The sequence below is a fragment of the Streptomyces sp. NRRL F-5135 genome, assembly GCF_000719775.1.
Classification (GTDB): Bacteria; Actinomycetota; Actinomycetes; order Streptomycetales; family Streptomycetaceae; genus Streptomyces; species Streptomyces hebeiensis.
This window is the reverse complement of the sequence record NZ_JOHR01000025.1, coordinates 78,540-100,819: the sequence shown is the minus strand read 5'-3', so window position 1 is coordinate 100,819 and position 22,280 is coordinate 78,540. Positions and strand designations below refer to the sequence as shown.

Annotated in this window: 16 protein-coding genes and 2 pseudogenes; 7 read left to right on the top strand and 11 right to left on the bottom strand. The window is 73.0% G+C overall.

What is annotated here, in order from left to right:
- Positions 1–213: 213 nt before the first annotated feature.
- From IG02_RS43225 to IG02_RS0132150, 4 genes and pseudogenes are all read right to left on the bottom strand, one after another.
- Positions 214–585, bottom strand: a pseudogene (locus tag IG02_RS43225) (D-glycero-alpha-D-manno-heptose-1,7-bisphosphate 7-phosphatase); the annotation flags it as partial.
- Between the two features lie 53 nt (positions 586–638).
- Positions 639–1,721 (bottom strand): glycosyltransferase family 2 protein, encoded by a 1,083-nt coding sequence (locus IG02_RS0132160; protein ID WP_078854999.1) that lies wholly within the window; start codon positions 1,719–1,721, stop codon positions 639–641.
- Positions 1,718–3,352: a carbamoyltransferase gene (locus IG02_RS0132155; protein WP_030755975.1), complete on the bottom strand. Its 1,635-nt coding sequence runs from the start codon at positions 3,350–3,352 to the stop codon at positions 1,718–1,720. Before IG02_RS0132155 ends, IG02_RS0132160 begins: the two co-directional genes overlap by 4 nt.
- Positions 3,353–3,355: 3 nt before the next feature.
- Positions 3,356–4,420: an NAD-dependent epimerase/dehydratase family protein gene (locus tag IG02_RS0132150; RefSeq protein ID WP_078854998.1), complete on the bottom strand. Its 1,065-nt coding sequence runs from the start codon at positions 4,418–4,420 to the stop codon at positions 3,356–3,358.
- A 323-nt stretch (positions 4,421–4,743) separates the two neighbouring features.
- Here IG02_RS0132150 and IG02_RS0132145 point away from each other — a divergent pair, with 323 nt between their 5' ends.
- Positions 4,744–5,643: a polysaccharide pyruvyl transferase family protein gene (locus IG02_RS0132145; RefSeq protein ID WP_037804920.1), complete on the top strand. Its 900-nt coding sequence runs from the start codon at positions 4,744–4,746 to the stop codon at positions 5,641–5,643.
- A gap of 253 nt (positions 5,644–5,896) precedes the next feature.
- Here the strand turns inward: IG02_RS0132145 and IG02_RS0132140 are convergent, their stop codons facing one another.
- A complete protein-coding gene (locus IG02_RS0132140; protein WP_030755967.1) occupies positions 5,897–8,176 on the bottom strand; it encodes a catalase in 2,280 nt (759 codons plus the stop codon).
- Between the two features lie 363 nt (positions 8,177–8,539).
- Between IG02_RS0132140 and IG02_RS0132135 the strand changes: the two genes are divergently transcribed.
- Positions 8,540–9,364, top strand: coding sequence for an SDR family oxidoreductase (locus IG02_RS0132135; RefSeq protein WP_051766007.1), 825 nt, complete (start codon positions 8,540–8,542; stop codon positions 9,362–9,364).
- 66 nt (positions 9,365–9,430) lie between these two features.
- Here the strand turns inward: IG02_RS0132135 and IG02_RS0132130 are convergent, their stop codons facing one another.
- The 4 genes and pseudogenes from IG02_RS0132130 to IG02_RS40045 form a co-directional block, all read right to left on the bottom strand.
- The gene (locus IG02_RS0132130) at positions 9,431–9,820 is read right to left on the bottom strand and encodes a cytochrome c oxidase subunit 4 (protein WP_030755952.1); all 390 of its coding nucleotides are present in this window, start codon (positions 9,818–9,820) and stop codon (positions 9,431–9,433) included.
- Positions 9,817–11,469: a cytochrome c oxidase subunit I gene (gene ctaD / locus IG02_RS0132125; RefSeq protein ID WP_078855007.1), complete on the bottom strand. Its 1,653-nt coding sequence runs from the start codon at positions 11,467–11,469 to the stop codon at positions 9,817–9,819. The genes IG02_RS0132130 and ctaD overlap by 4 nt, the downstream gene beginning before the upstream one ends.
- A gap of 279 nt (positions 11,470–11,748) precedes the next feature.
- On the bottom strand, positions 11,749–13,251 hold the full coding sequence (locus IG02_RS0132120; protein WP_051766006.1) for an MFS transporter: 1,503 nt from the start codon (positions 13,249–13,251) through the stop codon (positions 11,749–11,751).
- A gap of 27 nt (positions 13,252–13,278) precedes the next feature.
- Positions 13,279–13,476 (bottom strand): annotated as a pseudogene (locus tag IG02_RS40045) (mandelate racemase); the annotation flags it as partial.
- 427 nt (positions 13,477–13,903) lie between these two features.
- On the opposite strand from IG02_RS40045, the gene IG02_RS0132110 reads away from it, so the two are divergent.
- The 5 genes from IG02_RS0132110 to IG02_RS0132090 all read left to right on the top strand — a co-directional run bounded on the left by IG02_RS0132110 (position 13,904) and on the right by IG02_RS0132090 (position 20,310).
- The gene (locus IG02_RS0132110) at positions 13,904–15,328 is read left to right on the top strand and encodes an alanine racemase (protein WP_051766001.1); all 1,425 of its coding nucleotides are present in this window, start codon (positions 13,904–13,906) and stop codon (positions 15,326–15,328) included.
- Positions 15,325–16,653 carry a pyridoxal-phosphate dependent enzyme gene (locus IG02_RS0132105; RefSeq protein ID WP_030755940.1) on the top strand — a complete coding sequence of 443 codons (1,329 nt, stop codon included), beginning with the start codon at positions 15,325–15,327 and terminating at the stop codon, positions 16,651–16,653. The genes IG02_RS0132110 and IG02_RS0132105 overlap by 4 nt, the downstream gene beginning before the upstream one ends.
- A 4-nt stretch (positions 16,654–16,657) precedes the next feature.
- On the top strand, positions 16,658–17,878 hold the full coding sequence (locus tag IG02_RS0132100; protein WP_051766016.1) for an aminotransferase class V-fold PLP-dependent enzyme: 1,221 nt from the start codon (positions 16,658–16,660) through the stop codon (positions 17,876–17,878).
- A 111-nt stretch (positions 17,879–17,989) separates the two neighbouring features.
- Positions 17,990–18,751, top strand: coding sequence for a class I SAM-dependent methyltransferase (locus IG02_RS0132095; protein ID WP_030755935.1), 762 nt, complete (start codon positions 17,990–17,992; stop codon positions 18,749–18,751).
- A 233-nt stretch (positions 18,752–18,984) separates the two neighbouring features.
- Positions 18,985–20,310: a sulfite oxidase gene (locus IG02_RS0132090; RefSeq protein ID WP_030755933.1), complete on the top strand. Its 1,326-nt coding sequence runs from the start codon at positions 18,985–18,987 to the stop codon at positions 20,308–20,310.
- A gap of 69 nt (positions 20,311–20,379) precedes the next feature.
- On the opposite strand, the gene IG02_RS0132085 is transcribed toward IG02_RS0132090, so the two are convergent.
- Both IG02_RS0132085 and IG02_RS0132080 read right to left on the bottom strand, forming a co-directional pair.
- Positions 20,380–21,084, bottom strand: coding sequence for an alpha/beta fold hydrolase (locus tag IG02_RS0132085; RefSeq protein ID WP_030755930.1), 705 nt, complete (start codon positions 21,082–21,084; stop codon positions 20,380–20,382).
- 121 nt (positions 21,085–21,205) lie between these two features.
- Complete coding sequence (locus tag IG02_RS0132080) at positions 21,206–22,195, bottom strand: LacI family DNA-binding transcriptional regulator (protein ID WP_199814125.1); 990 nt, start codon at positions 22,193–22,195, stop codon at positions 21,206–21,208.
- Between the last annotated feature and the right edge of the window lie 85 nt (positions 22,196–22,280).

The window sequence follows — 22,280 nt, the reverse complement described above, 5'->3', positions numbered from 1 at the left end:
CGGACGGGCTCCCGGGCCCGTCCGGAGCGCTCGCCGGCCCGCCTGCCGCGCCGGCCGTTCGCACGGGCCGCCGAAGGGTCCCTCCATCAGACCGGCGGAACCTCCGGCCGGGCCGGCCGCCATGGACGCCAGCAGGCCTTCGACGGCGGTCAGCAGGTCGGGGGCCACCCGGGGCGCCGCCGCGATCTCCTCGGCCAGCGTCGCCTCCGTCGGCACCAGCACGCCCCGGGCTCCGGCCGCGTAGGCGGCCAGGACGTCGGCGCCGATGTCGCCGATCACGACGCAGTCGCGGACGGTCACCCCGAGCCGTCGCGCCGCCTCGACCACCAGCCCCGGCCGGGGTTTGCGGCACGCGCAGTCCGCGTCGGGGTGGTGCGGGCATACGGCCCAGACGTCGAAGGGGCCCAGGAGTTCGTCCACGCGCGCGTTGACCCGCCGCACCTGATCTTCCGTCAGGATCCCCCTCCCGATGCCCGACTGGTTGCTGACCACGCCGGTGGGGACACCCGCCTCCCGCAGCAGCCGCACCGCGTCCGCCGCGCCCGGCAGGGCCCGGACCCGGCCCGGGTCCCCGTTGTACGGCACGTCCTCGACGAGTGTCCCGTCCCGGTCGAAGAGCACCGCCGCGATCCGCCCGCTCACCGGGCACCTCGCCAGGCCATGGCCCCGCGGTGCCGGACCAGGCCCGCGAGCCGGTGCCCCACCGCCAGCGGCGGGATGAGAACGCTGGTACACAGCATGGTGGAGACCTCGGCCGTCGTACGCGGTCCCGGCGCGATGCGCGCGCGGGCGAACTCGGCGGTGCCCAGCACCCAGAGCGCGCCCGCGACGGCGGCGGCGCCCCGGCGGCCTGTGACCGCGAGGACCGGCGCGGCCACGGCCGCGCCCGTCACCACCAGGTGGGCGGGGAGCCGGCCGCGCGGCGCCCGGGCCCTGGCCCACCAGCCGGGCCCGTGCAGACGGGCCATCAACGCGTCGTCGGCGTTGCCGCGTTGGGCGCGCAGCGACACCCAGCGATCCACGGCCCTGACCGGGTGGTAGGTGACCCGGCTCCCGGTCCGCAGGGTCCAGCCCGCGTCCTGTACGCGCAGCGCCACGTCGGCGTCCTCGCGGAACGCGCGTCGGAAGCGTTCGTCGAAACCGCCCACCTCCTCGAGCGCGCGGACCCGGTAGGCCATGTCGGCGGTGGCCCACGCGGCGTGCTCCAGCCCCGCGGTGCCCCGCTCCCAGTCGGTGGGCCTGCGGTGAGCGGGCAATGGCACCCGTAGCCGGCCCTGGACGCCGGCGGTGCGCGCGGGCGCCGTGGTGAGGTCGGCGGCGAGCGCGTGCCCCCAGTCACCGCGTACCCGTACGTCGTCGTCCAGGAAGACCACCCAGGGCGTACCGGCCGTCCGTAGCCCCGCGTTGCGGGCGGCGGCCGGGCCGTGCCCCCACGTGGTGAGCGTACGGACCCGGGTGCGCAGCGCGCCCGCGGCGGCGAGCGGCAGCGCGGGCCAGGGCAGCGGGCGGTCGTCCACCACCACGACCTCGCGGGGCGGCGGCCCCTCGGCGGCGGCGAGGGCGCGCAGGCAGTCCGCCAGGCAGTCGCGGCCGAGGGTGGCGACGACGACGGTGTACTCGGCGTCGGCCGCGGGCCCCGCGGGCACGCCCCGGTCACCCGCGGGGCCGGGGCCGGGGCCGCCCGGCCGGCCGGGGGTGCCGGAGCCGTCGGGGGAGGTCATGCGAAGACCTTTCCCCGGCGTACCGCGAACGGTCCGAGGGCGAGCAGGTCGACGGGCGCCGAGGCGAAGCACTCCAGTGCGTCGCGTGGGTCGTCGGCCATGGGCCTGCCCGCGGTGTTGAGGCTGGTGTTGACGACGACGGGGAGCCCGGTGCGCCGCTCGAAGGCGCCGAGCATGCGGGCGACCAGCGGCTCCACCGCCGGATCCACGGTCTGGACGCGGGCCGTGCCGTCCACGTGGACGACGGCGGGGACGCGCTCGCGCCAGTGCCCGGCCACGTCGTGCACGAAGAGCATGTACGGGCTGGGCAGCGGGCCGTCGAAGATCTCCGCCGCCCGTTCGGCCAGCACCATGGGGGCGACCGGGCGGAACTCCTCCCGGCCCTTCACCGCGTTCAGCCGGTCCAGGTTCTCCGCCCGGCCCGGGTGGGCCAGCAGCGAACGGTGACCGAGCGCGCGGGGACCGAACTCCCCGCGCCCCTGGAACCAGGCGACGATCCCGTCCCGCGCGAGTTCCTCCGCCACGGTCTCCGCGATGTCCTCGGGCTCCTCGTACGGCACGGCGGCGCGCTCCAGCCAGCCGCGCAGCTCCTCGTCGCGCCAGCCGCGCCCGAGCGCCGGTGTGGGCATCGGTGTGGTCGGCTCCTTCTCGCCCGCGACATGCAGGGCCGCGCCGAGTGCCGTGCCCGCGTCGCCCGCGGCGGGCTGGACCCAGACCGTCCGGAACGGGCCCTCCCGGTGCAGCCGGGTATTGGCCACGCAGTTCAGGGCGACCCCGCCGGCGAGGCTCAGCACGGGCTCACCGGTACGGGCGTGCAGCCAGCGCGCGAGGCCGAGCACGACCTCCTCCAGGCACGCCTGGGCGCTGGCGGCGAGATCCGCGTGGTCCCGGTGCCACGGGGTGTCCGCCACGCGCGCCGGCACCAGGGACGCCCAGGGCACCACGTCCGCCCGGAACCCGCCGTCCTGCCGCACGTGCACGAACTCCCGGAGCCGGTCGAGGAAGCGCGGTGTGCCGTAGGACGCCAGCGCCATGACCTTGTACTCGTCGCTGCTGCGCCGGAAGCCGAGGTGTGCGGTGAGGTCTTCGTAGAACAGGCCCAGGGAGTCGGGGAGTTCCTGGGTGGCGAGCACGGTGAGCTTGCGGTCCACGTAGCGTCCCGCGAGGTGCGAGGCGCATTCGCCCCTGCCGTCGAGGACGAGTACCGCGCAGTCGGGATGAGGGGAGGCCGGTCCGGCCGACGCGGCGTGCGCCACATGGTGGGCGACGAACCGCACCTTCTCCGGCACGAGGCCGGGCAGGGCCTCGGCGAGGAATTCCGGGGCGCGTCGCGCGTACTCCTGGCGCAACCCGTCCCACGGGTCGTGCAGGCCCATCTCCGCAGTGGGGCGGGCGAGTTCGGGATCGTAGGAGTAGGCCACCACATCGAGGTCCGCGGGGCTCAGCCCGGCCTGGTCCAGGCACCAGCGGGCGGAGAGCTCGGGCAGCTCCCACGCGGAGAAGGGAAGCGGGCGTTTGCCGTGTTTGCGGCGGCTGAACCGTTCCTCCTCCGCCGCCGCCACCACCTGCCCGTCGATGACCAGCGCCGCCGCGGGGTCGTGGAAGAGGGCGTTGACACCGAGAACGCGCATGGGTCATACCTCCGGGCAGGTCTGCGGGGCCGGCTCTTCGGACAGGGCGACCGGGTGCGCCACGCCCGACGGCTGCGGGGCCGGTGCCCGCCGCCCGGGGGAGGACCGGGGCGCGAAGTGGGCGATGGTGCGCTTGAGGCCTTCCTCCCACGGCACCCGGGGCTCCCAGCCCAGGAGTTCCCGGGCGAGCGTCGTGTCGGGTCTGCGCCGCCCGGGATCGTCGACGGGGCGTTCCACGAAGTGGATCGGGGAGCGCGAACCGGTCAGCTCCAGCACCCGGCGCGCGATCTGGAGCACGGACACCTCGTCGGTGCCGCCGATGTTCACGGGCCGCACCGAACGACCGGCCGCCACCAGCAGTACACCGTCGACGGTGTCGTCGACGTAACAGAGGGAGCGGGTCTGCGTGCCGTCTCCCGCGACGGTCAACGGCTCACCGGCGAGCGCCTGGCAGACGAACGTGGGCACCGCCCGGCCGTCGTGCGCGCGCATGCGCGGACCGTAGGTGTTGAAGATCCGTACGATACCGGCGTCGGTGCCGTTGTGGGTCGCGTGCGCGGTGACCAACGCCTCGGAGAAGCGCTTGGACTCGTCGTACACACTGCGTGGCCCCACCGGGTTGACGTTGCCCCAGTAGTTCTCGTGCTGCGGGTGCACCAGCGGATCGCCGTAGACCTCGGAGGTGGAGGCGAGCAGAAGGCGGGCGCCGTCGCGACGCGCGACGGCCAGCGCGTTGCGCGTTCCGAGACTGCCCACGTCCAGGGTCTGCAGCGGCAGGCGCAGGTAGTCGGCCGGTGAGGCGGGACACGCGAAGTGCAGGACCAGGTCGTAAGGGCCGGGGAGGCTGTCCACGCACCCGGGCGCGCAGACGTCGTGCTCCAGGAACCGGAAACCCGGTCTCCCGGCCAACTGCGCCACATTGGCGGTCGCCCCGGACACCAGGTTGTCCACGCAGTCGACGTCGGTTCCCGCGTCGAGCAGCCGCTCGCACAGGTGGGAACCGAGGAAGCCGGCGCCTCCGGTCACCACGGCTCGTCGCCAGGCGGGTCGCGTCGTCGTGGGCGTCATGGGGCCGGCCTGCCTTCCCTCACGTCGAGTGACCGCGTGTGCCGTCGGGCCCCGTCGTGTGCCCGCCCTCGTGCCGAGTGGCGCACGGGGCGCGTGCGTGCCCTCCCCCGTGCACGGTGAGGGCCCGTGACGTGGCGCGGGACCGGGCGAACGCCGATCACACTCCCCGTTATAACGTCGGCCGACCGGTCCCGCGCGACGTGGCGGCCCGGCCCGCGCCGGGGCACGATGTCGGCGGGACCGCGGCGGCCCCGCCCGCACGGCCGGGGCGGACAAGCGTCCTCCGTCCCGTCCACCGGCGTCGAGGAGGCCCCGTGCACGGCATGCTGGAGCGGGCCATGGCCGAGCTGGGAAGGCCGCACGGCGGGGCGGGACGCATCCTGCTGACCGGCTGGTTCAGCTTCCGCGACGGCGAGGTGACGGCCGGAGACGCACTGGCGGCCCGGCAGCTGTCCGCCGCGTTGGACCGTTCGGGTCTCGCCCATGACACGGCGTGGAGCCCGGGCTTCGCGCCCGGGGAGATGTCCCTGGAGCGCGCCGACCCCACCCGCTACGCCCAACTCCTGTTCGTCTGTGGCCCGGCGCACGGTGCGCAGGTCGCGCGGCTGCACGAGCGTTTCGCCCACTGCCGCCGCCTGGCCGTCGGCGTCAGCGTCGTCGATCCCGCGGACCCCGCCGTCACCGGGTTCCACCGGGTCCTCGCCCGGGACGGCACGGCGGAGCCCCCGTGCGTCGACCTGTCCGCGACGGCGCCGCTGGGCCCCGGGCCGCCGCTGGCGGTCGTGGTGCTGACGCGGGGACAGGGCGAGTACGGCGTACGGCGGTGCCACGCCGAGGTGAGCGAGTCCCTGACGCGGTGGATCCGCGGCAAGGACTGCGCCCGCGCCGAGGCGGACACCCGGCTGGCCGTCGACGACTGGCGGCGGTGCGCCACTCCGGAACAGTTCCTGTCCCTGGTCGCACGGGCCGACGTGGTCCTCACCACGCGTCTGCACGGACTCGTGCTGTCCCTGCGGGCGGGCACGCCGGTGGTCGCCGTGGACCCGGTGCGGGGCGGCGCGAAGGTCTCGGCCCAGGGCCGTGCCCTGCGCTGGCCCGCCGTCGTGGCCGCAGAGGGGGTGGCGCCGGACACACTGGACCGGTGGTGGGGCTGGTGCCTGTCCGGGACGGGCAGGTCCGCCGCGGCACGCCGCGCCCGCCTGATGGGGAACCACGCCGCGTAGCGTCCCGTCCGTCGGTACGACCCGGCTCCCCGCCCGGGCACGTCCCTACCCGCCGGGCGGCCCGGCGGCCCCGAAGGGCCTGCCGCCGAGGGGGCGGCGCCTACCGGCGCGGCCCCCTCGTGAGGCGCCCGTGCCCGGGGCCGTGAAGCGAACCGTCACGGGTGCCCCGCCCTTGAGGAGAACCTTCACGGGCGCCTGTGAGCAGAGCCGCCACGGGCGCCCGTGGGGAGAGCGGTCACCGACCGGTTCCGTCTCACACGCCCGCGGGGAAGCGTTCCCACACCCGGTGGCTGCCCAGCAGCTCGGTGATCCCCGCCAGTACGTCGGTCCCGCCGGTCCCGGTCACGACACCGGGCGCGCCGGTGGAGATGCCCGCTGTTTCGAGGACCGTCTCGGCGCCGGCCCAGCCGCCGAGGGCCTTGCCGTGCCGGAACGCCTCGGCGAGCATCAGCAGGACCCGCGGGTCGGTGGCCGTGCCCGACGCCGGCGTACCGTTGCCGGCCTTGGCGTCCCGCGCGCCGTACGCGTCACTGCCCGGCCCGGGGACGCCGGCCAGCAGGATGGCGTCGTACTCGATGGAGCGGGCGGTGGCGAACGTGCGCTGCACCGTGATCGGCGAACCGTCCGCGTCGAGTTCGCCCCCGGACGGCGCGATCACCAACGGCACCATCCCCGCGTCGAGGACCGCCTGCCGTACGGACCGCACACCGCCCAGATCGCCGTCCCCGTCGGTGACGATCCCGATGACCCGTCCGTCCAGCGGCCAGGTCCGGCCCAGCTGGGAGAGCGCGGGGCTCGGGTCCAGGGCCAGCAGGGGCACGGTGGCCTCCGGCGCGGGCAGCCCGAGTCCCTTGGCGACCTGTTCGCACAGCTCGGGGTCGATGTTGGCGAGCACCCTCAGCGCCCGTTCCTTGATCGCCTGCTCGTAGCACTTGCCCAGCTCGAAGGTGTAGGCCGCGATGATGTGCTCGCGCTCGACAGGCGTCATGCTCAGCCAGAACAGCCGCGGCTGGGTGAAGTGGTCGGCGAAGGAGGCGGGCGCGTCACGGACCTTCCTGGCCTCCGGCACCTCGACCGGTACCTCGATGTACGCGCTCGTGTCGGCCCCCGCCTTGAACGGGCAGCCGCCGTCGAGGGAGTTGGGGCGGTACGGCGCGGCGCCCGCGTGCACGGCGGTCTGGTGCATGCCGTCCCGGAGCATGTCGTTGACCGGCGCGTGCGTCCGGTTGACCGGGATCTGGGCGAAGTTGGGGCCGCCGAGACGGCTGATCTGCGTGTCCAGGTACGAGAACAGCCGTCCCGACAGCAGTGGGTCGTCGGTGATGTCGATGCCGGGAACGAGGTGGCCGGGGTGGAACGCGACCTGCTCGGTCTCGGCGAAGTAGTTCGACGGGTTGGCGTTCAGCGTCAGCAGCCCGACCGGCTGAACGGGCGCCAGCTCCTCGGGGACGATGTTCGTCGGGTCGAGCAGGTCGATGCCCTCGAAGGTCTGCTCGGGTGTGTCGGGGAAGGTCTGGATGCCCAGCTCCCACTGCGGGAAGGCGCCGGCCTCGATCGCGTCGGCGAGGTCCCGGCGGTGGAAGTCGGGGTCCATCCCGTTGATGATCTGGGCCTCTTCCCACACCAGCGAATGCACCCCGAGCTTGGGCTTCCAGTGGAATTTGACCAGGGTGGTGGCACCTTCGGCGTTGACGAGGCGGAAGGTGTGGATGCCGAAGCCCTCCATCGTCCGGTAGGAGCGCGGGATGCCCCGGTCGGACATGTTCCACAGGGTGTGGTGGGTCGCCTCCGTGTGCAGGGTGACGAAGTCCCAGAACGTGTCGTGGGCGCTCTGGGCCTGCGGGATCTCCCGGTCCGGATGCGGCTTCGCGGCGTGGATGATGTCGGGGAACTTGATCGCGTCCTGGATGAAGAACACCGGGATGTTGTTCCCCACCAGGTCGAACGTGCCCTCGGAGGTGTAGAACTTCGTCGCGAAACCGCGCGTGTCCCGTACGGTGTCCGACGATCCGCGGGAGCCGAGCACCGTCGAGAAACGTACGAAGACGGGGGTGGTGGCCTCCTTGCCGAGGAAGGCCGCCTTGGTGACCTCGGAGGCCGTGCCGTACGCGTGGAAGACACCGTGCGCGGCGGCGCCCCGGGCGTGCACCACCCGCTCCGGGATCCGCTCGTGGTCGAAGTGGGTGATCTTCTCCCGCAGATGGTGGTCCTGGAGGAGAACGGGGCCCCGCGCACCGGCCTTGAGGGAGTGGTCGCTGTCGTACAGCCGAGCGCCCTGCGCGGTGGTCAGATACGGGCCGTGCTGCGCCACGCTCGCCCGGTCGACACCCGTGGCGGCGCCGGTGGGGGTGACGGTGTCGGGGCCGCTCTGGTCCGGTTTGGGCGGCAGCGGGTCGTGCGGCTCGACCGGCTCCTCGAGCGGCGGCGACTGCGCCGCCGGCTTGCCGGGGATCCCGTCCGTCGGGCCGGTGTCACGGCGCAGCGCGGCGGCTACCTTCTCGGCAGCGGCCGCGAGCGGATTGTTCTCAGCCATTACCTCTCCAACCAGGGGGCGACAACAACGCCACAGCCATGACCCCGGCACCGGGCATTGAAACGGGCCCGCGCCCCGCCATGGCCTCGGCGGTCCGGCCCCGGCCGCGCCTCCACGCGGCCAGGACGCTCCGCGTACCCGGGCCCCCGGGAGGGAAACAGACCGCTCCGGTCCACTCCACCGGCCTACCGCGCCCCGTCCCACCCCCCGGAGCCTGTCGCGGGAGCGGTCCGGCGGGAGCGCGAGCCTGTCGACAGTCCGGTCCGGTGGCGGGCTCGCGTGATCCGGGGGACGTTGGGCATACGCGTGCCTGGGCGTGCCGGACCGCCGGCACGCTCGCGGGACTCGGGACGGAGGGCGAGGATGACGACGGAGCCGGACCAGAAGGACGGCACATCCCGGGCACCGGTCGCCGTGATCACCGGCGCGGACTCCGGGATCGGCCGCGCCACCGCCGTACGGCTGGCCCGCGCCGGCATGGACATCGGAATCACCTGGCACGGCGACGAGGCGGGCGCACGCGGCACGGCGGACGAGGTACGGAGTCTGGGCCGGCGGGCCGCCCTCGCGCGGCTGGACCTCACCGAACTGCCGGACGCCGCGGGGGTGGTCGACACGCTGGCCGCGGAACTGGGCGCGATCGACGTCCTGGTGAACAACGCCGGCACCGGCACGTCCACCCCGTTCCTCGACATCGACCCCGCGACCCTGCGCGGCGTCGTCGACGTGGACCTGATCGGTCCGTTCCTCTGCTCCCAGCGGGCCGCGCGCAGGATGATCTCCCAAGGGACCGGGGGCCGCATCGTGAACATCACCTCCGTTCACGAGCACCAGCCCCGTGTGGGGGCCGCGCCCTACTGCGCGGCCAAGGGCGGTCTCGGGCTGCTCACCCAGGTGATGGCACTGGAACTCGCGGAGCACGGCATCACCGTCAACGCGGTCGCGCCGGGCGAGATCGCCACGCCCATGACGGGCCAGGAGGACGCCGACGTCCACGCGGCCCGCCGGCCCGGCATTCCACTCGGCCGTCCGGGGGACGCGCGGGAGGTCGCGGCCGTCGTCGCCTTCCTCGCCGGCCCGGAGGCCTCGTACACCACCGGCGCCTCCTGGGCCGTGGACGGCGGAATGCTCAGGATGGGACCCCAGGCCGGCTCCCACCTCACGAGCGACGACTGGCGGCGTCCCTGACCCTTGGCCGGTCGCCGGTCGCCGGTCGCCGGTCGCCGGTCGTCGGTCGCCGGTCGCCGGTCGTCGTCAGTCGTCGCGGCCCGCGAACTGGAAGACCATCCCCGTGACGCCCGCGACGGTGACGCCGAGGCCGATGAGGAACAGCCACAGACCGTAGACGACACCCAGCCCGAGGAAGGCCGCGCCGAGGGCCGTCATGGGCGGGTACGCGCTGTACGGCGGGAAGAAGTCCAGCGGCCCTGTCCGGTCCTTGACGTCGGCGTCGCGCCGGTCCTCGGGCCGCTCGCCCCTGCGACGGTGGTTCGCGGCGCAGAAGAACGAGATGACCGCCGCCATCAGGAAGGACACGGCCAGCGCGGCGGAGCCGGCGGGCTCCCGGGCGAACCAGATGTAGAACGTGTCCGTCACCAGGAAGAACAGGGCGACTCCCGCGAACAGACGGGCCTCGGTCTTCACGCGCTCTGCTTTCCGTGCGTGTCCGGTGTCGGCCTCTCGGCGCCCCGCTCTCCCCGTGGCAGGCTCATGAATTCCGGGTGGTGCAGGTCGAAGGCGGGGGAGTCCGAGCGAATCCGGGGCAGGGCGTGGAAGTTGTGCCGCGGTGGCGGGCAGGAGGTGGCCCACTCCAGCGACCGCCCGTATCCCCAGGGGTCGTGGACGTCCACCGTGGGCGCGTAACGAGCCGTTTTCCAGACGTTGTACAGGAACGGCAGCGTGGACAGGCCCAGCAGGAACGCGCCCATCGACGAGATGGTGTTGAGCGTGGTGAACCCGTCCGCCGCGAGGTAGTCCGCGTACCGGCGGGGCATCCCGCCCTCGCCGAGCCAGTGCTGGACCAGGAACGTCGCCTGGAAGCCCGCGAAGAGCGTCCAGAAGTGGATCCGGCCGAGGCGTTCGTCCAGCATGCGGCCGGTCCACTTCGGCCACCAGAAGTAGAATCCGGCGAACGTGGCGAAGACGATCGTTCCGAAGAGCACATAGTGCAGATGGGCCACGACGAAGTAGGTGTCGGTGACCTGGAAGTCCAGTGGCGGCGAGGCGAGCAGCACCCCGCTCAGGCCGCCGAGCAGGAACGTCACCATAAAGCCGGTCGACCACAGCATCGGAGTCTCGAAGGAGACGCTGCCGTGCCACATCGTGCCGATCCAGTTGAAGAACTTCACCCCGGTCGGTACCGCGATCAGGAACGACATCATGGAGAAGAACGGGAGGAACACCGCGCCGGTGGCGAACATGTGGTGCGCCCACACCGACGCCGACAGCATGGTGATGGCGATCGTGGCGCCCACCATGCCCATGTAACCGAAGGTCGGCTTGCGGCTGAAGACGGGCACGATCTCCGTGATCACGCCGAAGAAGGGCAGCGCGACGATGTACACCTCGGGATGACCGAAGAACCAGAACAGGTGCTGCCAGAGGAGCGCGCCGCCATTGGCCGGGTCGAAGATGTGCGCGCCGAACTTCCGGTCCGCCTCCAGGGCCAGCAGTGCGGCGGTGAGCACGGGAAAGGCCAGCAGGGCCAGGATGGAGGTGAAGAGGATGTTCCAGGTGAAGATCGGCATCCGGAACATCGTCATGCCCGGGGCACGCAGCGAGACGATGGTCGCGATGAAGTTCACCGAGCCCAGCGTGGTGCTCAGGCCGGCCAGGACGAGCCCCGTCGCCCACAGGTCGCCGCCCGCCCCCGGCGTGCGGACCGCGCTGTTCAACGGCGCGTAGGCGAACCAGCCGAACGACGCCGCGCCCCCGGGGACGACGAAGCCGGAGACGACCATCAGCCCGCCGAAGAGGAACAGCCAGTAGGTCAGCGCGTTGAGCCGGGGAAAGGCCACGTCCGGCGCCCCGATCTGCAGGGGCATGATCGCGTTGGCGAACCCGGCGAAGGTCGGCGTGGCGAAGAGCAGCATCATGATCGTGCCGTGAATGGTGAACAACTGGTTGTACTGCTCGTTGCTGACGACCTGGAGGCCGGGGCGCGCCAGTTCCGCCCGCATGAGCATCGCGAGCGCGCCCGCCAGCAGGAAGAACCCGAACGACGTCACCAGGTACATGCTGCCGATCGTCTTGTGATCGGTGGTGGTCAGATAGTTCCTGAGCCGGCTGCCCATGCTGATCCGGGTGTTGGCCGTGAGGGCCGGCGGCTCTCCCCGCAGGTCCTTCTCCAACTGCGACACGGCCCCTCCCGAGACGTACGACGACAGGCGACGGGACGCCGGGTGACGCCCCTGGCACAGGGCCCGGACCGCGTCGCACCGCCGCTGCTCTGTAGCCAGCCGGGCCGGTACGCAAACCGGCGCTGGGCCGAACGGCGGCCCGGTGGCGCGGCGCACCCCGCCGTACCGCGCCGGACGGCGCACGGCGTCCGCCGCGCCACCGGGCACGGCCCCTCAGGATCCCCGCGCACGGCCGGACCACGCCGAGGCCGCGGCGAGGTCGCGGGGATAGGTACGCAGTGCCGCCAGGCCGAGCAGCCCCGCCCCCACGAGCGGTGCCAGGCAGACGAGGAAGGCCCACTTCAGGCCGTCGTGGGTGAAGACGTCGGCGGCCAGGTACCCGAAGACGAGGGGAGCGGAGAACTCCCCAAGGGTGCGCAGCGTGGTCCTGACCGCCTCGGCCCGCCCCCAGATCCCCGGCGGGACGACATCGAGCCGGGCGGCGTCCAGGGGCGGGTTCGGGGCGGTGAGCAGTGCGGTGCCCAGCGCCAGCAGTGGTGCCGCGGCGAGCGCGGAGGTGGAGACGATGGCGGGTGCGAGAGCCAGCGGCGCCGCCAGGGAGGCCAGCACGGGCACGATGATCCGCGCGTTCACGTATCCGCGGTCCAGCAGCCGGTCGGCGGTGCGGCCGCCCAGGAACAGTCCGCCGACGCCCGCCACCCCGACGACCAGGATGAACAGCCCGGCCGAGGCCCGGCCGAGGCCGTAGTGCTGGGTCGCGAACAGGACGGCGAAGGTGCGCACGCCGGCGAAGAAGAAGTAGCCGAGGGCGGAGGCGGTGATGATGACGATGACGGTTCTGATCCGCAGCACCATGAGCACCGCCTGCCAGAACGACAGCGCGGCGGGGTCCGCGACTGGCGGTGCGCCGGGCCTCGGCCGGGCGCTCCCCGTGCCGGTCCCGGGGTGCGGCCGGGCGCCCGCCGGGCCGTGGCCGTTCCCGGGCGCGGCCCGTCCTCCGATGTACGGCGGCTGCCCGCCCCGGGCGGGTTCCCTGGCGCGCCGGACGACATGGGCGAGGACCAGGGCGGGAAGGGCGGGCCAGGCCAGGGACAGCCGCCACGAGCCCAGGGCCGCGACACCGCTGGAGACGAGGTAGCCGGCACCGGTGCCCAGCAGCTCTCCCGCGAGGACGTATCCGTACAGCCGGGCGCGTTCGGCCGCCGGGAAGTAGTCGCCGACGAGCGAGGCGACGGTGGGTCCGGCGGTGACGGTGACCGCGCTGAGCAGCACCCGCGCGGCGAGCAGCCAGGCGAAGGACGAGACCGCCCCGGACAGCGCCGTCGCCACCGCCCACAACAGGATGCTGGTGCCGAGCAGACGGACGCGGTTCACCCGGTCGGTCAGCGCGCCGACCGGGAGGGTGAAGACGGCCCCGGTGAGCGCCGTGGCGGACGCCAGCAGACCGATGCCCGCGTGACTGACGCCGAAGGCGTGCTCCAGGCTGCCCGCGTTCACCGCCAGGGTCGCCTTGTCCGCGCCGTCGAGACTCGTCACCGCGGCGAGCAGCGCGACACTCCTGAGCCGTTCCGCCCCGCCCACCTGGCGCCTGAGCGGAGCCAGTGGCTCGCGAAGCCACCGAGCGGCCCGGCCGGGCAGTTTCGGCCGGATCCTCGGAGACTTCGGGTTCTTCGGGTTCTTCGAGTACTTCGGGCCGCGTTCCCCGCTCTCCGCCACTCGCCCGCCCGCCCGTCCGGCAGTCGCTCAGGAGCCGTGCACGCGGTACGGCTCGGCGTCGGCCCACTTGACCTCCAGGCCGAGACCGGGGCGAGCGGGATCCGGTCGCAGGACGCCGGCGTCGGGGGACAGGGTTCCGTCGAACAGCAGTCGCTCGACGCGGACGTGGTCGTGGAAGTACTCCAGGTGGCGCAGCCTCTCGACCGCGCAGAACCCGTGGGCGGCGGGCAGCGTACGGAACAGGGGGAGGCCGAGCACGAGGGTCGTCGCCCCCCACTCCAGCGTGCCGTCCTGCTCCCTGCCGTCCGGGCCGTCGGTGGGCACCTCGAACGCGTGTACCCGTACCGACTCGACGGTCCGCCCGCGGCCCACGTCCGGGCTCCCCGTCCGCGCCATCGGACCTCCCTCACGGTGGGATGCTTCGGCTCCACCTGAGTGACCTGCGACGCGGCGCGGTAAACGGACCGCGGCCAGGGACCACCCGCCCGGACCGCCTCCCTCCGCGCCGTGGATCCGCCGTCGGCGCGTAAGCCCCCGCGAAAAGGGAAATGAATATCACTTGGAACGAGGACGGAAGATCGCGTACTCGAACGGAGGAGGGGCCTTGAGTGCAGCACTGCCTCTGTACCTGGAGCCGCGAACGGCGCCGCGCATGGCGGCGTTGCTCCGGGCGGAGGACTTCCTGCGCGGGCTCGTGGACGCGCTCGGGTCACCGCTGAACGTGGTGCTCCCCGACCAGATCGCCGACAACGTGACGGCCTTCCGGGCGATGTACGCCAAGCACCGGCTGGGCGGCCAGATCTGGTTCGCGCACAAGACGAACCGTTCCGCCGCCTTGATGCGCCGGCTCGCGGCCACCGGCGCCGGCGCCGATGTGGCATCGCTCGGCGAGTTGCAGCACGCTCTCGGGGCCGGGTTCACCCCGGACCGGATCATGGCCACCGGCCCGAAGACGCCGGAGTTCCTGTGGCTCGCGGCCCGTACGGGAGCGACGGTCCATGTCGACGGCCGTGCCGAACTGGACGACCTGGCGGAGCTCGTGCGCGTGTACGCATTACCCCGGGTACGAATTCTCCTGCGGCTGTCGGCGTTCGAGGCGCCCGGGGCCCGGGTGCTGAGCCGCACCAGCAGGTTCGGTTCGCCGGCCGGGGAACTGGACGGCCTGCTGAAGGCGGTGGCGGAGCACCACCAGGCCGTCGATCTGATCGGCGTGGGCTTCCACCTGGACACCACCAGCGTCGCGGAGAAGGCCGTGGCGCTCGAAGGAAGCGTCCGGGCCCTGGACGCGGTACGGGAGCGGGGACTGCGGCCCCGTGTCGTGGACATCGGGGGCGGGTTCGGCGTCAACTACCTCGCGCGGCGCGAGCAGTGGGAGCGCTACACGACCGAACTCACCAAGGCGGTCCTCGGGCAGCGCCCCGAACTGACGTGGCGCGGACACGGCTACGGACTGCGCGCCGAGGCCGGGACCGTGCGTGGTGCGCTCGGGCTCTATCCCGCGTACCGGCCGGCCGCGGGCGAGGAGTACCTCGACGAACTGCTGTCGGCCCCGGCGTCCTCCCTCGGCGGCCGTCCGCTGTCCGCGCTGCTCCTGGAGAACCTGTACGACCTCTATACGGAGCCCGGCCGCGCGCTGGCGGACCAGTGCGGGCTGACGCTCGCCCGGGTGCTGGAGGTGCGTCGCACGGAACGGGGGGACCACCTCGTACGCCTGGCGGCCAAGGCGGACGACATCGGCCTCGAGGACCACGGTGTCCTCATGGACCCGGTCGTGCTCGGGGACGGCGGGACCCGCCCCGCCGGGAGTGATCCGGCGGCCGGGGTCTACCTGGCGGGTGGCCTCTGTCTGGAAGCGGATCTCATATCGCGGAGGAAGGTCCACCTGCCGCGCCTGCCGGTCCCGGGCGACCTGCTGGGCTTTGTGAATACCGCCGGCTACTGCATGGACTTCCAGGCCAGTCGCGCCCAGCAACTGCCGGCCGCGCGGAAGGCCGCGGTGTGGCGGGACGGCGAGAGCTGGCGCTGGTGTCTGGACGAGCAGTACTGGCCGACGCTGTGTCGGGAGGGGAGCGCATGAGGTACGACAGCATCACCCAGGTCATCGGCAACACTCCGCTGGTGCGGATCGATCCGGCGGTGCACGGTCTGCGGCACATCGACCTGTACGCCAAGCTGGAGATGTTCAATCCCTTCGGCTCGGTCAAGGACCGGGCCGCCTGGAACATGGTCCGCCCGGGCCTGGCCGCCGCCAAGGAGCGGGGCAGCCAGATCGTGGAGCTGTCCAGCGGCAACACGGCGAAGGCCCTGTCGGTCCTCGCCGGTATGCACGGCCTGTCGTTCAAGAGCGTCACCAACAGGATGCGGGTGCCCGAGATCAAGGAACTGCTCCTGCTGCTCGGCGCCGAGATAGAGGAACTGCCGGGGCGGAGCGAGTGCCTGGACCCGACCGACACCGAGGACCCGCTCACCCTCTTCCACCGGGCCCTCTCCGATCCGGACAGCGCCTACCTGCACACCGATCAGTACTACAACGACCGCAACACGGAGGCACACGCCCTGGGGACGGGACCGGAGATCGTGAAGGACCTGGACGGGCGCGTGCCGGACTGGTTCGTCGCGTGCGTGGGCACCGCCGGCTCCTCCACCGGTGTCGCCAGGGCCCTGCGCGAGCAGGATTCCCGGGTGCGGGTCGTCGGACTGGTCGCGGACAAGTCCGACTTCATCCCGGGCATCCGTACCATCGACGAAGTGCACGAGGTCGGCCTGTTCGACCCGGCCACCTACGACACGATGGAGCAGGTGACCTCGGACGAGGCCATCGACGGGATGCTCACCCTGGCCCGCCGCTGCGGCATACTCGCCGGGCCCACCGGAGGTGCCGCGTACTTCGGTACGGTGCGGCAACTTCGCGCGGCGGACGAGGAACTGACGGCCGACGGGGAACGCCGGTCCGCCGTCTTCATCGTCTGCGACCGCATCGAGAGCTACCTCAGCTACGTCAAGCGGCGCCGTCCCGAACTGACCGGGCGGCCCGCCCGCAAGAACTCGCTGCTGGACGTGGCAGAGGCCGACGTCGCGGCCGTCACGACCGTGGGGGTGCCCGAGGCACGGGAGTGGATATCGCGGGAGCAACCCCTGGTGATCGACCTGCGCGGGCCGTCCGCGTACGCCGCCCTGCACATCGAGCACGCGATCAACATCACCGACGAACTGTTCGGGGAACTCGTGCGGGGCGGGCTGCCGTTCAGCAGGACGAAACCGGTGCTGCTGGCCTGCCCCGTCGGGGACAGATCGGCGCGCTACGCGGCCCTGCTGACCCGTATGGGACACACCGACGCCCGCAGCCTCGACGGTGGCATCATCGCCTGGCGCGATGCTGGCGCCCCCCTGGTCCGGGACTGACGAGATGACCGAGGAGGACGTCTCCCTGATCCGCGAGGAATCGTTCCCGGAGGACCTGAGCCGATGGCAACGCCCCCTGCGCGCCATGTTCCCGATCATCGCGGAGCATCCCGAACTCGTCTACCTGGACAGCGCCGCGACGTCCCAGAAGCCACGCGCGGTCCTGGACGCCGTCCAGACGTACCTGACCACCGTCAACGCCAACGCGGGCCGTGGTACCTATCCCTGGGCCAACGCGTCGACCGCACTGCTGGAGGACACGCGCGCCAGGATCAAGTCCTTCTTCGCAGACCCGGCGCCGGAGCGGTCGGACGTCTTCTTCACCAGCGGAACCACCGCGGGGCTGCGCTCGGTCGCGCTCGACTGGCTGCCCGGTGTCCTGACCGACGGTGACGAGATCGTCGTGCCGTTCGCCGATCATCAGGCGAATCTGGTCCCCTGGCTGGACCTCCAGAAGCTGCTGGCCGCCAGGGGAGTGCGCGTGACGGTGCGCGAGATGCCGTACCAGGCGGCCTCCGGCGACTACGACCCGGCGGCCCTCGCCGAGACGGTCGGGCCCCGGACCCGCTTCGTCGCGGCGACCCATGTGCACCACGTCTACGGTGCGGACATGAACGTCCAGCGCATTCGGCGGGCCGTCGGGCCGGAGATACCCATCTGCCTCGACGCCGCGCAGAGCGTGGGGCACCTGCCGGTGTCCGTCGCCGACCTCGACGTGGATTTCGTGGTGTTCTCCGGGCACAAGGCCTTGGCGCTGCCGGGCTCGGGCGCCGTCTGGGCGCGTCAGGCGCGCGGGCCCCGGTTCGCCCCCGGCGGATGGGACGGCACCCCCAACACGGCGGGCGCCGCCGGGCTGTCCGCCGCTCTCGACTGGCTGGAGGCGGCCGGGACGGACCGGATCGAGCGCTGGACCACGGCCCTCGCGCTCCGGCTCACCGACGGCCTGCGGAAGCTGGCCCCGTACCAGGTGCTGGGCTGTCAGAAGAGCCTGGACCCGGGCAGCGGGGTACAGCCGCGCTGCGGCATCGTGACCTTCCGGCACCGCGACATCGGCGCGCACGACATGGGCTTCATCCTCTTCAGCCACGGCTTCATGGTCCGTACCGACGACCACTGCCAGTCGGGTGCGGGCGAGAAGACCAGTTCCGTGCGGGTCAGTGTGCACGTCTACAACACACCGGAGGAGATCGACCGGCTCCTCGACGTCCTGCGCACGCTGGAGTGACCCACTCGGAGAACGCGCTCGCGATGCACAGCGCGTAACGGGAACCGTTTTCAGTTACGGTAGATTGGGGTCACCGGTCGGGTACGGGAACGAGTGAGGGCGGCACGGTCGATGGGGCTGAGCATGGCGGCGGCTGAATCGTGGGTGCGAAGGTGGGAGCGGCAGCAACTGCGCTACGCCGTCGACCGCGAGGAGCGGTTCACGGTGATCGCCGATGTCGTCGAGCACGTGACGGAGGGGCAGCCGTGCCCGCAGATCCTCGATCTCGGGTGCGGCCCCGGGTCCCTGGCGGCCCGGCTGGCCGCGCGCCTGCCGCGGGCGGAGATCGTGGCGGTCGACATGGACCCGCTGCTCCTGGAACTGGCCCGTACCCACCGCTCGGACGCCGCCCGCTATGTCGACGCCGAGATCGGCGCGGCAGGATGGACCGACGCCCTGGGGCTGCGGCGGCCCGTCGACGCGGCTGTCTCCACGACGGCCCTGCACTACCTCTCCGAGGCGGCGCTGCGGCCCACCTACGCCCAACTGGCCGCGATGCTGCGCCCGGGCGGCGTGCTGATCAACGCCGACCACCTGTGCCAGACCGGCGCCCGGCACGCCCGGATCGCCGCACACGTGGGCCGCTGCCGCGCCCGGCGGCAAGGGGTCTCCGCCCACGAGGACTGGGACACCTGGTGGGCGGCGGTGGGCGAGGACCCGGAACTCGCGGACCTGCTGGAGGAGCGCGAGCGGCGGGGCCCGATCACGGAGGCGGGCGAGGCGATCTCCCTGCCCCGCCACGTGGAGCTGCTGCGCCGGGCGGGCTTCGAACACGCGGCGCCAGTCTGGCAGTTCGGCGACAGCCATGTACTGGTGGCGACCCGAGCGGGCTGACGGCGCCGACGCCGCGGGGGCAGCCCCGAGCGCGGCGGTTCCCGCCGGGGCGCAGGGCTCGGTGGCCGACGCGCGCAACGCGCCCGAATCGCACGGGAGCGCGCGTCGCGGGACGCCCTGCCACACGCCGTTCACACTGCCGCAGCACTACGGCCCTACGGTCGTGGGCGGTACACCCGTGCCACGGACCGTGTGGTCGCGCGTCGGCCCGGCGGAGGAGAGGAAAGGCCATCATGAGAGACGTCTCCCGACCCGGCCCGGCCGATGAAGTCGCCTACGACCGGCTGCGGTCGGGGCAGTGGCTCGCCGGCGCGGCCAGGGCGGACGGGATGTCCCGCCGTCACCTGCTGGCCCTGCTCGCCACCGTAGCCACGGCAGCGGCTCTGCCGTCCGCGTCACGGGCCGTCGCCGCGTCGACAGCCGGCTCCGGCGCCGCGTCCACCATCACGTCCGCCACCGTGTCCGCCGGCGGAATCGTCAAGCCGCTGCCCGCCGAGTGGTTCACCGTACGCGGGACCAACGCCGAGACGCGATGGCAGGCGCTGCGGGAGACCGGCTATCTGACGCCCGCCGACCGTTTCTTCGTCCGCAACCACACCACCACTCCCGTCATCGATCCGGCGCGGTGGCGTCTGAAGCTGTGGGGAAGCGGATTGCGCGGCGCGCCCGGCCTCGACCGGGCCGTCGAGTTCGGCCTCGACGACCTGCGGGCGCTGCCTGCCGTCCGGCACACGGCCTTCGTCGAATGCGCGGGCAACGGCCGTTCGCTGTACGCCACTCAGCAGGGGCAGTCCGTCTCCGGCACGGCGTGGACCCTGGGCGCCGTCGGTGTCGCGCGGTGGGGCGGTGTCCGGCTGTCGGAGGTGCTGCGGCGGGCCGGGCTCGACCGCAGGGCGGTGGACGTCATGCCGCGTGGCCTGGACGACGAGTATGTGACGGAGGGGGTGAACCTGGGGCGGGTGCGCCGTCCCCTGCCGGTCGCCAAGGCGCTGGACGACGTGATCCTGGCGTACGAGATGAACGGCGAGCCGCTGCCGTACGACCACGGTCACCCGGTGCGGGTGCTGGTTCCCTCCTGGGTGGGCATCTCCTCGGTCAAGTGGGTCGGCGACATCGAGGTCTCCGCCGAACCGCTGTACTCGCCCTGGAACACCGACTTCTACCGGCTGTTCGGCCCCGCTCACCCGGAAGGGGGCGGGCCACCGCTGACCCGGCAGACGCTCAAGAGCGCCTTCGAACTCGCGAGCGGGGAGACGTTCGACGCGGGCCGCGAGTACGTTCTGCACGGCAGGTCGTGGTCCGGCGCCGGGGGAGTACGGGAGGTGTCGGTCAGCACCGACGCGGGTGCCACCTGGCGCCCGGCCCGTGCGCACGACGCCCCGCGCCGGGACGGCTGGACACGCTGGAGCGTCCCCTGGCGCCCCGGCACACCGGGCAGGACCGAACTGCTGGCACGCGCCACGGACACGGTCGGCCGGACGCAGCCCGTCGAGGCCACGCACAACACGCAGGGCTACTTCTTCGACGCCGTCGTCCGGCACCCGGTCACCGTCGTGTGAGCGCCACGGCGCGCCGACGACCGCGACAGAGGGCCGTGGCCGAAGCCGGCCGGTGGCCGAGCGCGCGGCTCAGCCGCCGGCACCGGCCGCGTCGAGAAGGATCCGCGCCAGCTCGCGTGGGCGGGAGAACATCGGCCAGTGGCCGGTGTCCATCTCGACCAGGCGCCAGCGCTCCCCGGTCAGCAGCGCGGCCACGTCCGCGCCCGGCTCCGGGCCGTCGAGCAGGCACTTGACGTACGTCGCCGGAATCTCGCCGAGCGGGCGCGCCAGGACGGCCGGCTCGGTCAGCGTGGCGCCCGGGTGGGGTGTCGCTCCGCCGACGATCCGCCCGATCTGCTCGTCACTCAGGCCCTGGCCCTCGTAGTCGGACGCGGACAGCGGGGGCCAGAAGCCCCCGTTCTCGGCTATCGACGCCTCCACCATCGCCCGGCCGTCCGGCCAGCCGGACACGAACGACTCACCGTCCGCCGGGATGTTCGAGTCCACGAAGACCACGCGGGCCAGCCGGTCACCGATGCCGGCCGCGGCCTGACCGACCGGAATGCCCGCGTAGCTGTGCCCGACCAGGACGACCTCGCGCAGATCACGGCGCTCGATCTCCTGGACGATGTCCCGCACATGGGTCTGCTGTCCGGCGGGCGCGTCCCGCTTCTCGCCGAGGCCCGACAGCGTCAGCGGATGAGCGTCGTGCCCGGCCGCACGCAGCTCGTCCACCACGTCGTCCCACGCCCACGCCCCGAGCCACGCGCCTGCCACCAGTACGAAGGAAGTCATGGCGCCAACGTAACCGAGAGGTCGGACAGTCGCGCCGGGGCCGTCGCCGGGGCCCCCGGCGGGTCGGCGAAGGCGTCACCGGACGGGTCATCGACGGCGTCCGGCCGCACCGCCGTCGCCGTCATCCGGTGGGCAGCCGTACGCCGACGGGGAGCCAGGACGACGCCCCCGCCGTACCGCCGCGCCGCTCGATCCGTTCGACGAGACGTTCCGCGGCCACCCGGCCGAGCAGTTCGCCGTCCACGTCGATGGCGGGTACCCGGGTCATGCCGAGCGCGTCGAGGACCGAACGCTCCGCGCTGACGAGCACCTGGCCCGGCACGTCGACCCCGCGCCGGGCCAGGGCCGCCATCAGGCCCAGCGCCACCGACGTCGCGTACGGGACCACCGCGCTCGCCCCGCTGTCGAGGACCGCGTCGACGCTCTCCACACCGGCGGTGAACGTGGCCGGCACCGGTCCCAGCATGCTGAGTTCGGCCCGCCCGAGCGCGGCGCGGTGCACCGCCTCGGAGCGCCGCAGGCTCTGCCACGAGCCGTGCGGCCCCCCGAGGTAGGCGATGCGCCGGTGCCTCGCCCCGGCCAGGTGCCCGACGACCTCGCCGAAGGCGCGGGCCACATCGGCGGAGACCGAGGTGATCCCCTCCACCTCGCGGTCGATGAGCACCGTGGGAGCGAGCCGGGCGACGGCCCGGACGCTGTCGTCGTCGCCGCGTGGCGCGGTGAGGAGGAAACCGTCGACCTGGCGGGCGAGGCGGGCCAGGGCCGGGTGGTCGTCCGGTTCGTGCACCGCCACCGTCAGCTGCGATCCGGCCTCGGCGGCACGCGCCTGGGCGCCGTTGATGATGGGCGTGAAGAAGGTGTTCTCCAGCGTGGGCACGACGAGCGCGATCAGGCCGGTACGGCCGTGGGCCAGGGCGCGCGCCACCCGGCTGGGCTCGAAACCCAGTCCGACGGCGGCGTCGTGGACCCGGGCGATGGTGGCCGGGGCGACGAGATCGGGACGGCTCAGCGCCCGGGACGCAGTCGACTTCGACACGCCGGCGCGCCGGGCGACATCGTCGAGCGTGGGCACGGGCCGGCCGTCGGGACGCTCGTCGTCGGTGGGTTTCACGTCACCCTTTCCTTTCCGCCTTACCGGCGGGGTCCGCTTTCCGTCGGCTGGACGGATCAGGATTTACGCGATGTTTACATATGGG

What these genes read in the sequence shown, in the direction of transcription:
- IG02_RS0132085 (WP_030755930.1), bottom strand. Translation starts at nt 21,084, where the DNA reads ATGACTTCCTTCGTACTGGTGGCAGGCGCGTGGCTCGGGGCGTGGGCG.
- ctaD (WP_078855007.1), bottom strand. Translation starts at nt 11,469, where the DNA reads ATGGGCAGCCGGCTCAGGAACTATCTGACCACCACCGATCACAAGACG.
- IG02_RS0132155 (WP_030755975.1), bottom strand. Translation starts at nt 3,352, where the DNA reads ATGCGCGTTCTCGGTGTCAACGCCCTCTTCCACGACCCCGCGGCGGCG.
- IG02_RS0132160 (WP_078854999.1), bottom strand. Translation starts at nt 1,721, where the DNA reads ATGACCTCCCCCGACGGCTCCGGCACCCCCGGCCGGCCGGGCGGCCCC.
- IG02_RS0132110 (WP_051766001.1), top strand. Translation starts at nt 13,904, where the DNA reads ATGGCGGCGTTGCTCCGGGCGGAGGACTTCCTGCGCGGGCTCGTGGAC.
- IG02_RS0132100 (WP_051766016.1), top strand. Translation starts at nt 16,658, where the DNA reads ATGACCGAGGAGGACGTCTCCCTGATCCGCGAGGAATCGTTCCCGGAG.
- IG02_RS0132140 (WP_030755967.1), bottom strand. Translation starts at nt 8,176, where the DNA reads ATGGCTGAGAACAATCCGCTCGCGGCCGCTGCCGAGAAGGTAGCCGCC.
- IG02_RS0132135 (WP_051766007.1), top strand. Translation starts at nt 8,540, where the DNA reads ATGACGACGGAGCCGGACCAGAAGGACGGCACATCCCGGGCACCGGTC.
- IG02_RS0132090 (WP_030755933.1), top strand. Translation starts at nt 18,985, where the DNA reads ATGAGAGACGTCTCCCGACCCGGCCCGGCCGATGAAGTCGCCTACGAC.
- IG02_RS0132105 (WP_030755940.1), top strand. Translation starts at nt 15,325, where the DNA reads ATGAGGTACGACAGCATCACCCAGGTCATCGGCAACACTCCGCTGGTG.
- IG02_RS0132150 (WP_078854998.1), bottom strand. Translation starts at nt 4,420, where the DNA reads ATGACGCCCACGACGACGCGACCCGCCTGGCGACGAGCCGTGGTGACC.
- IG02_RS0132145 (WP_037804920.1), top strand. Translation starts at nt 4,744, where the DNA reads ATGCTGGAGCGGGCCATGGCCGAGCTGGGAAGGCCGCACGGCGGGGCG.
- IG02_RS0132095 (WP_030755935.1), top strand. Translation starts at nt 17,990, where the DNA reads ATGGGGCTGAGCATGGCGGCGGCTGAATCGTGGGTGCGAAGGTGGGAG.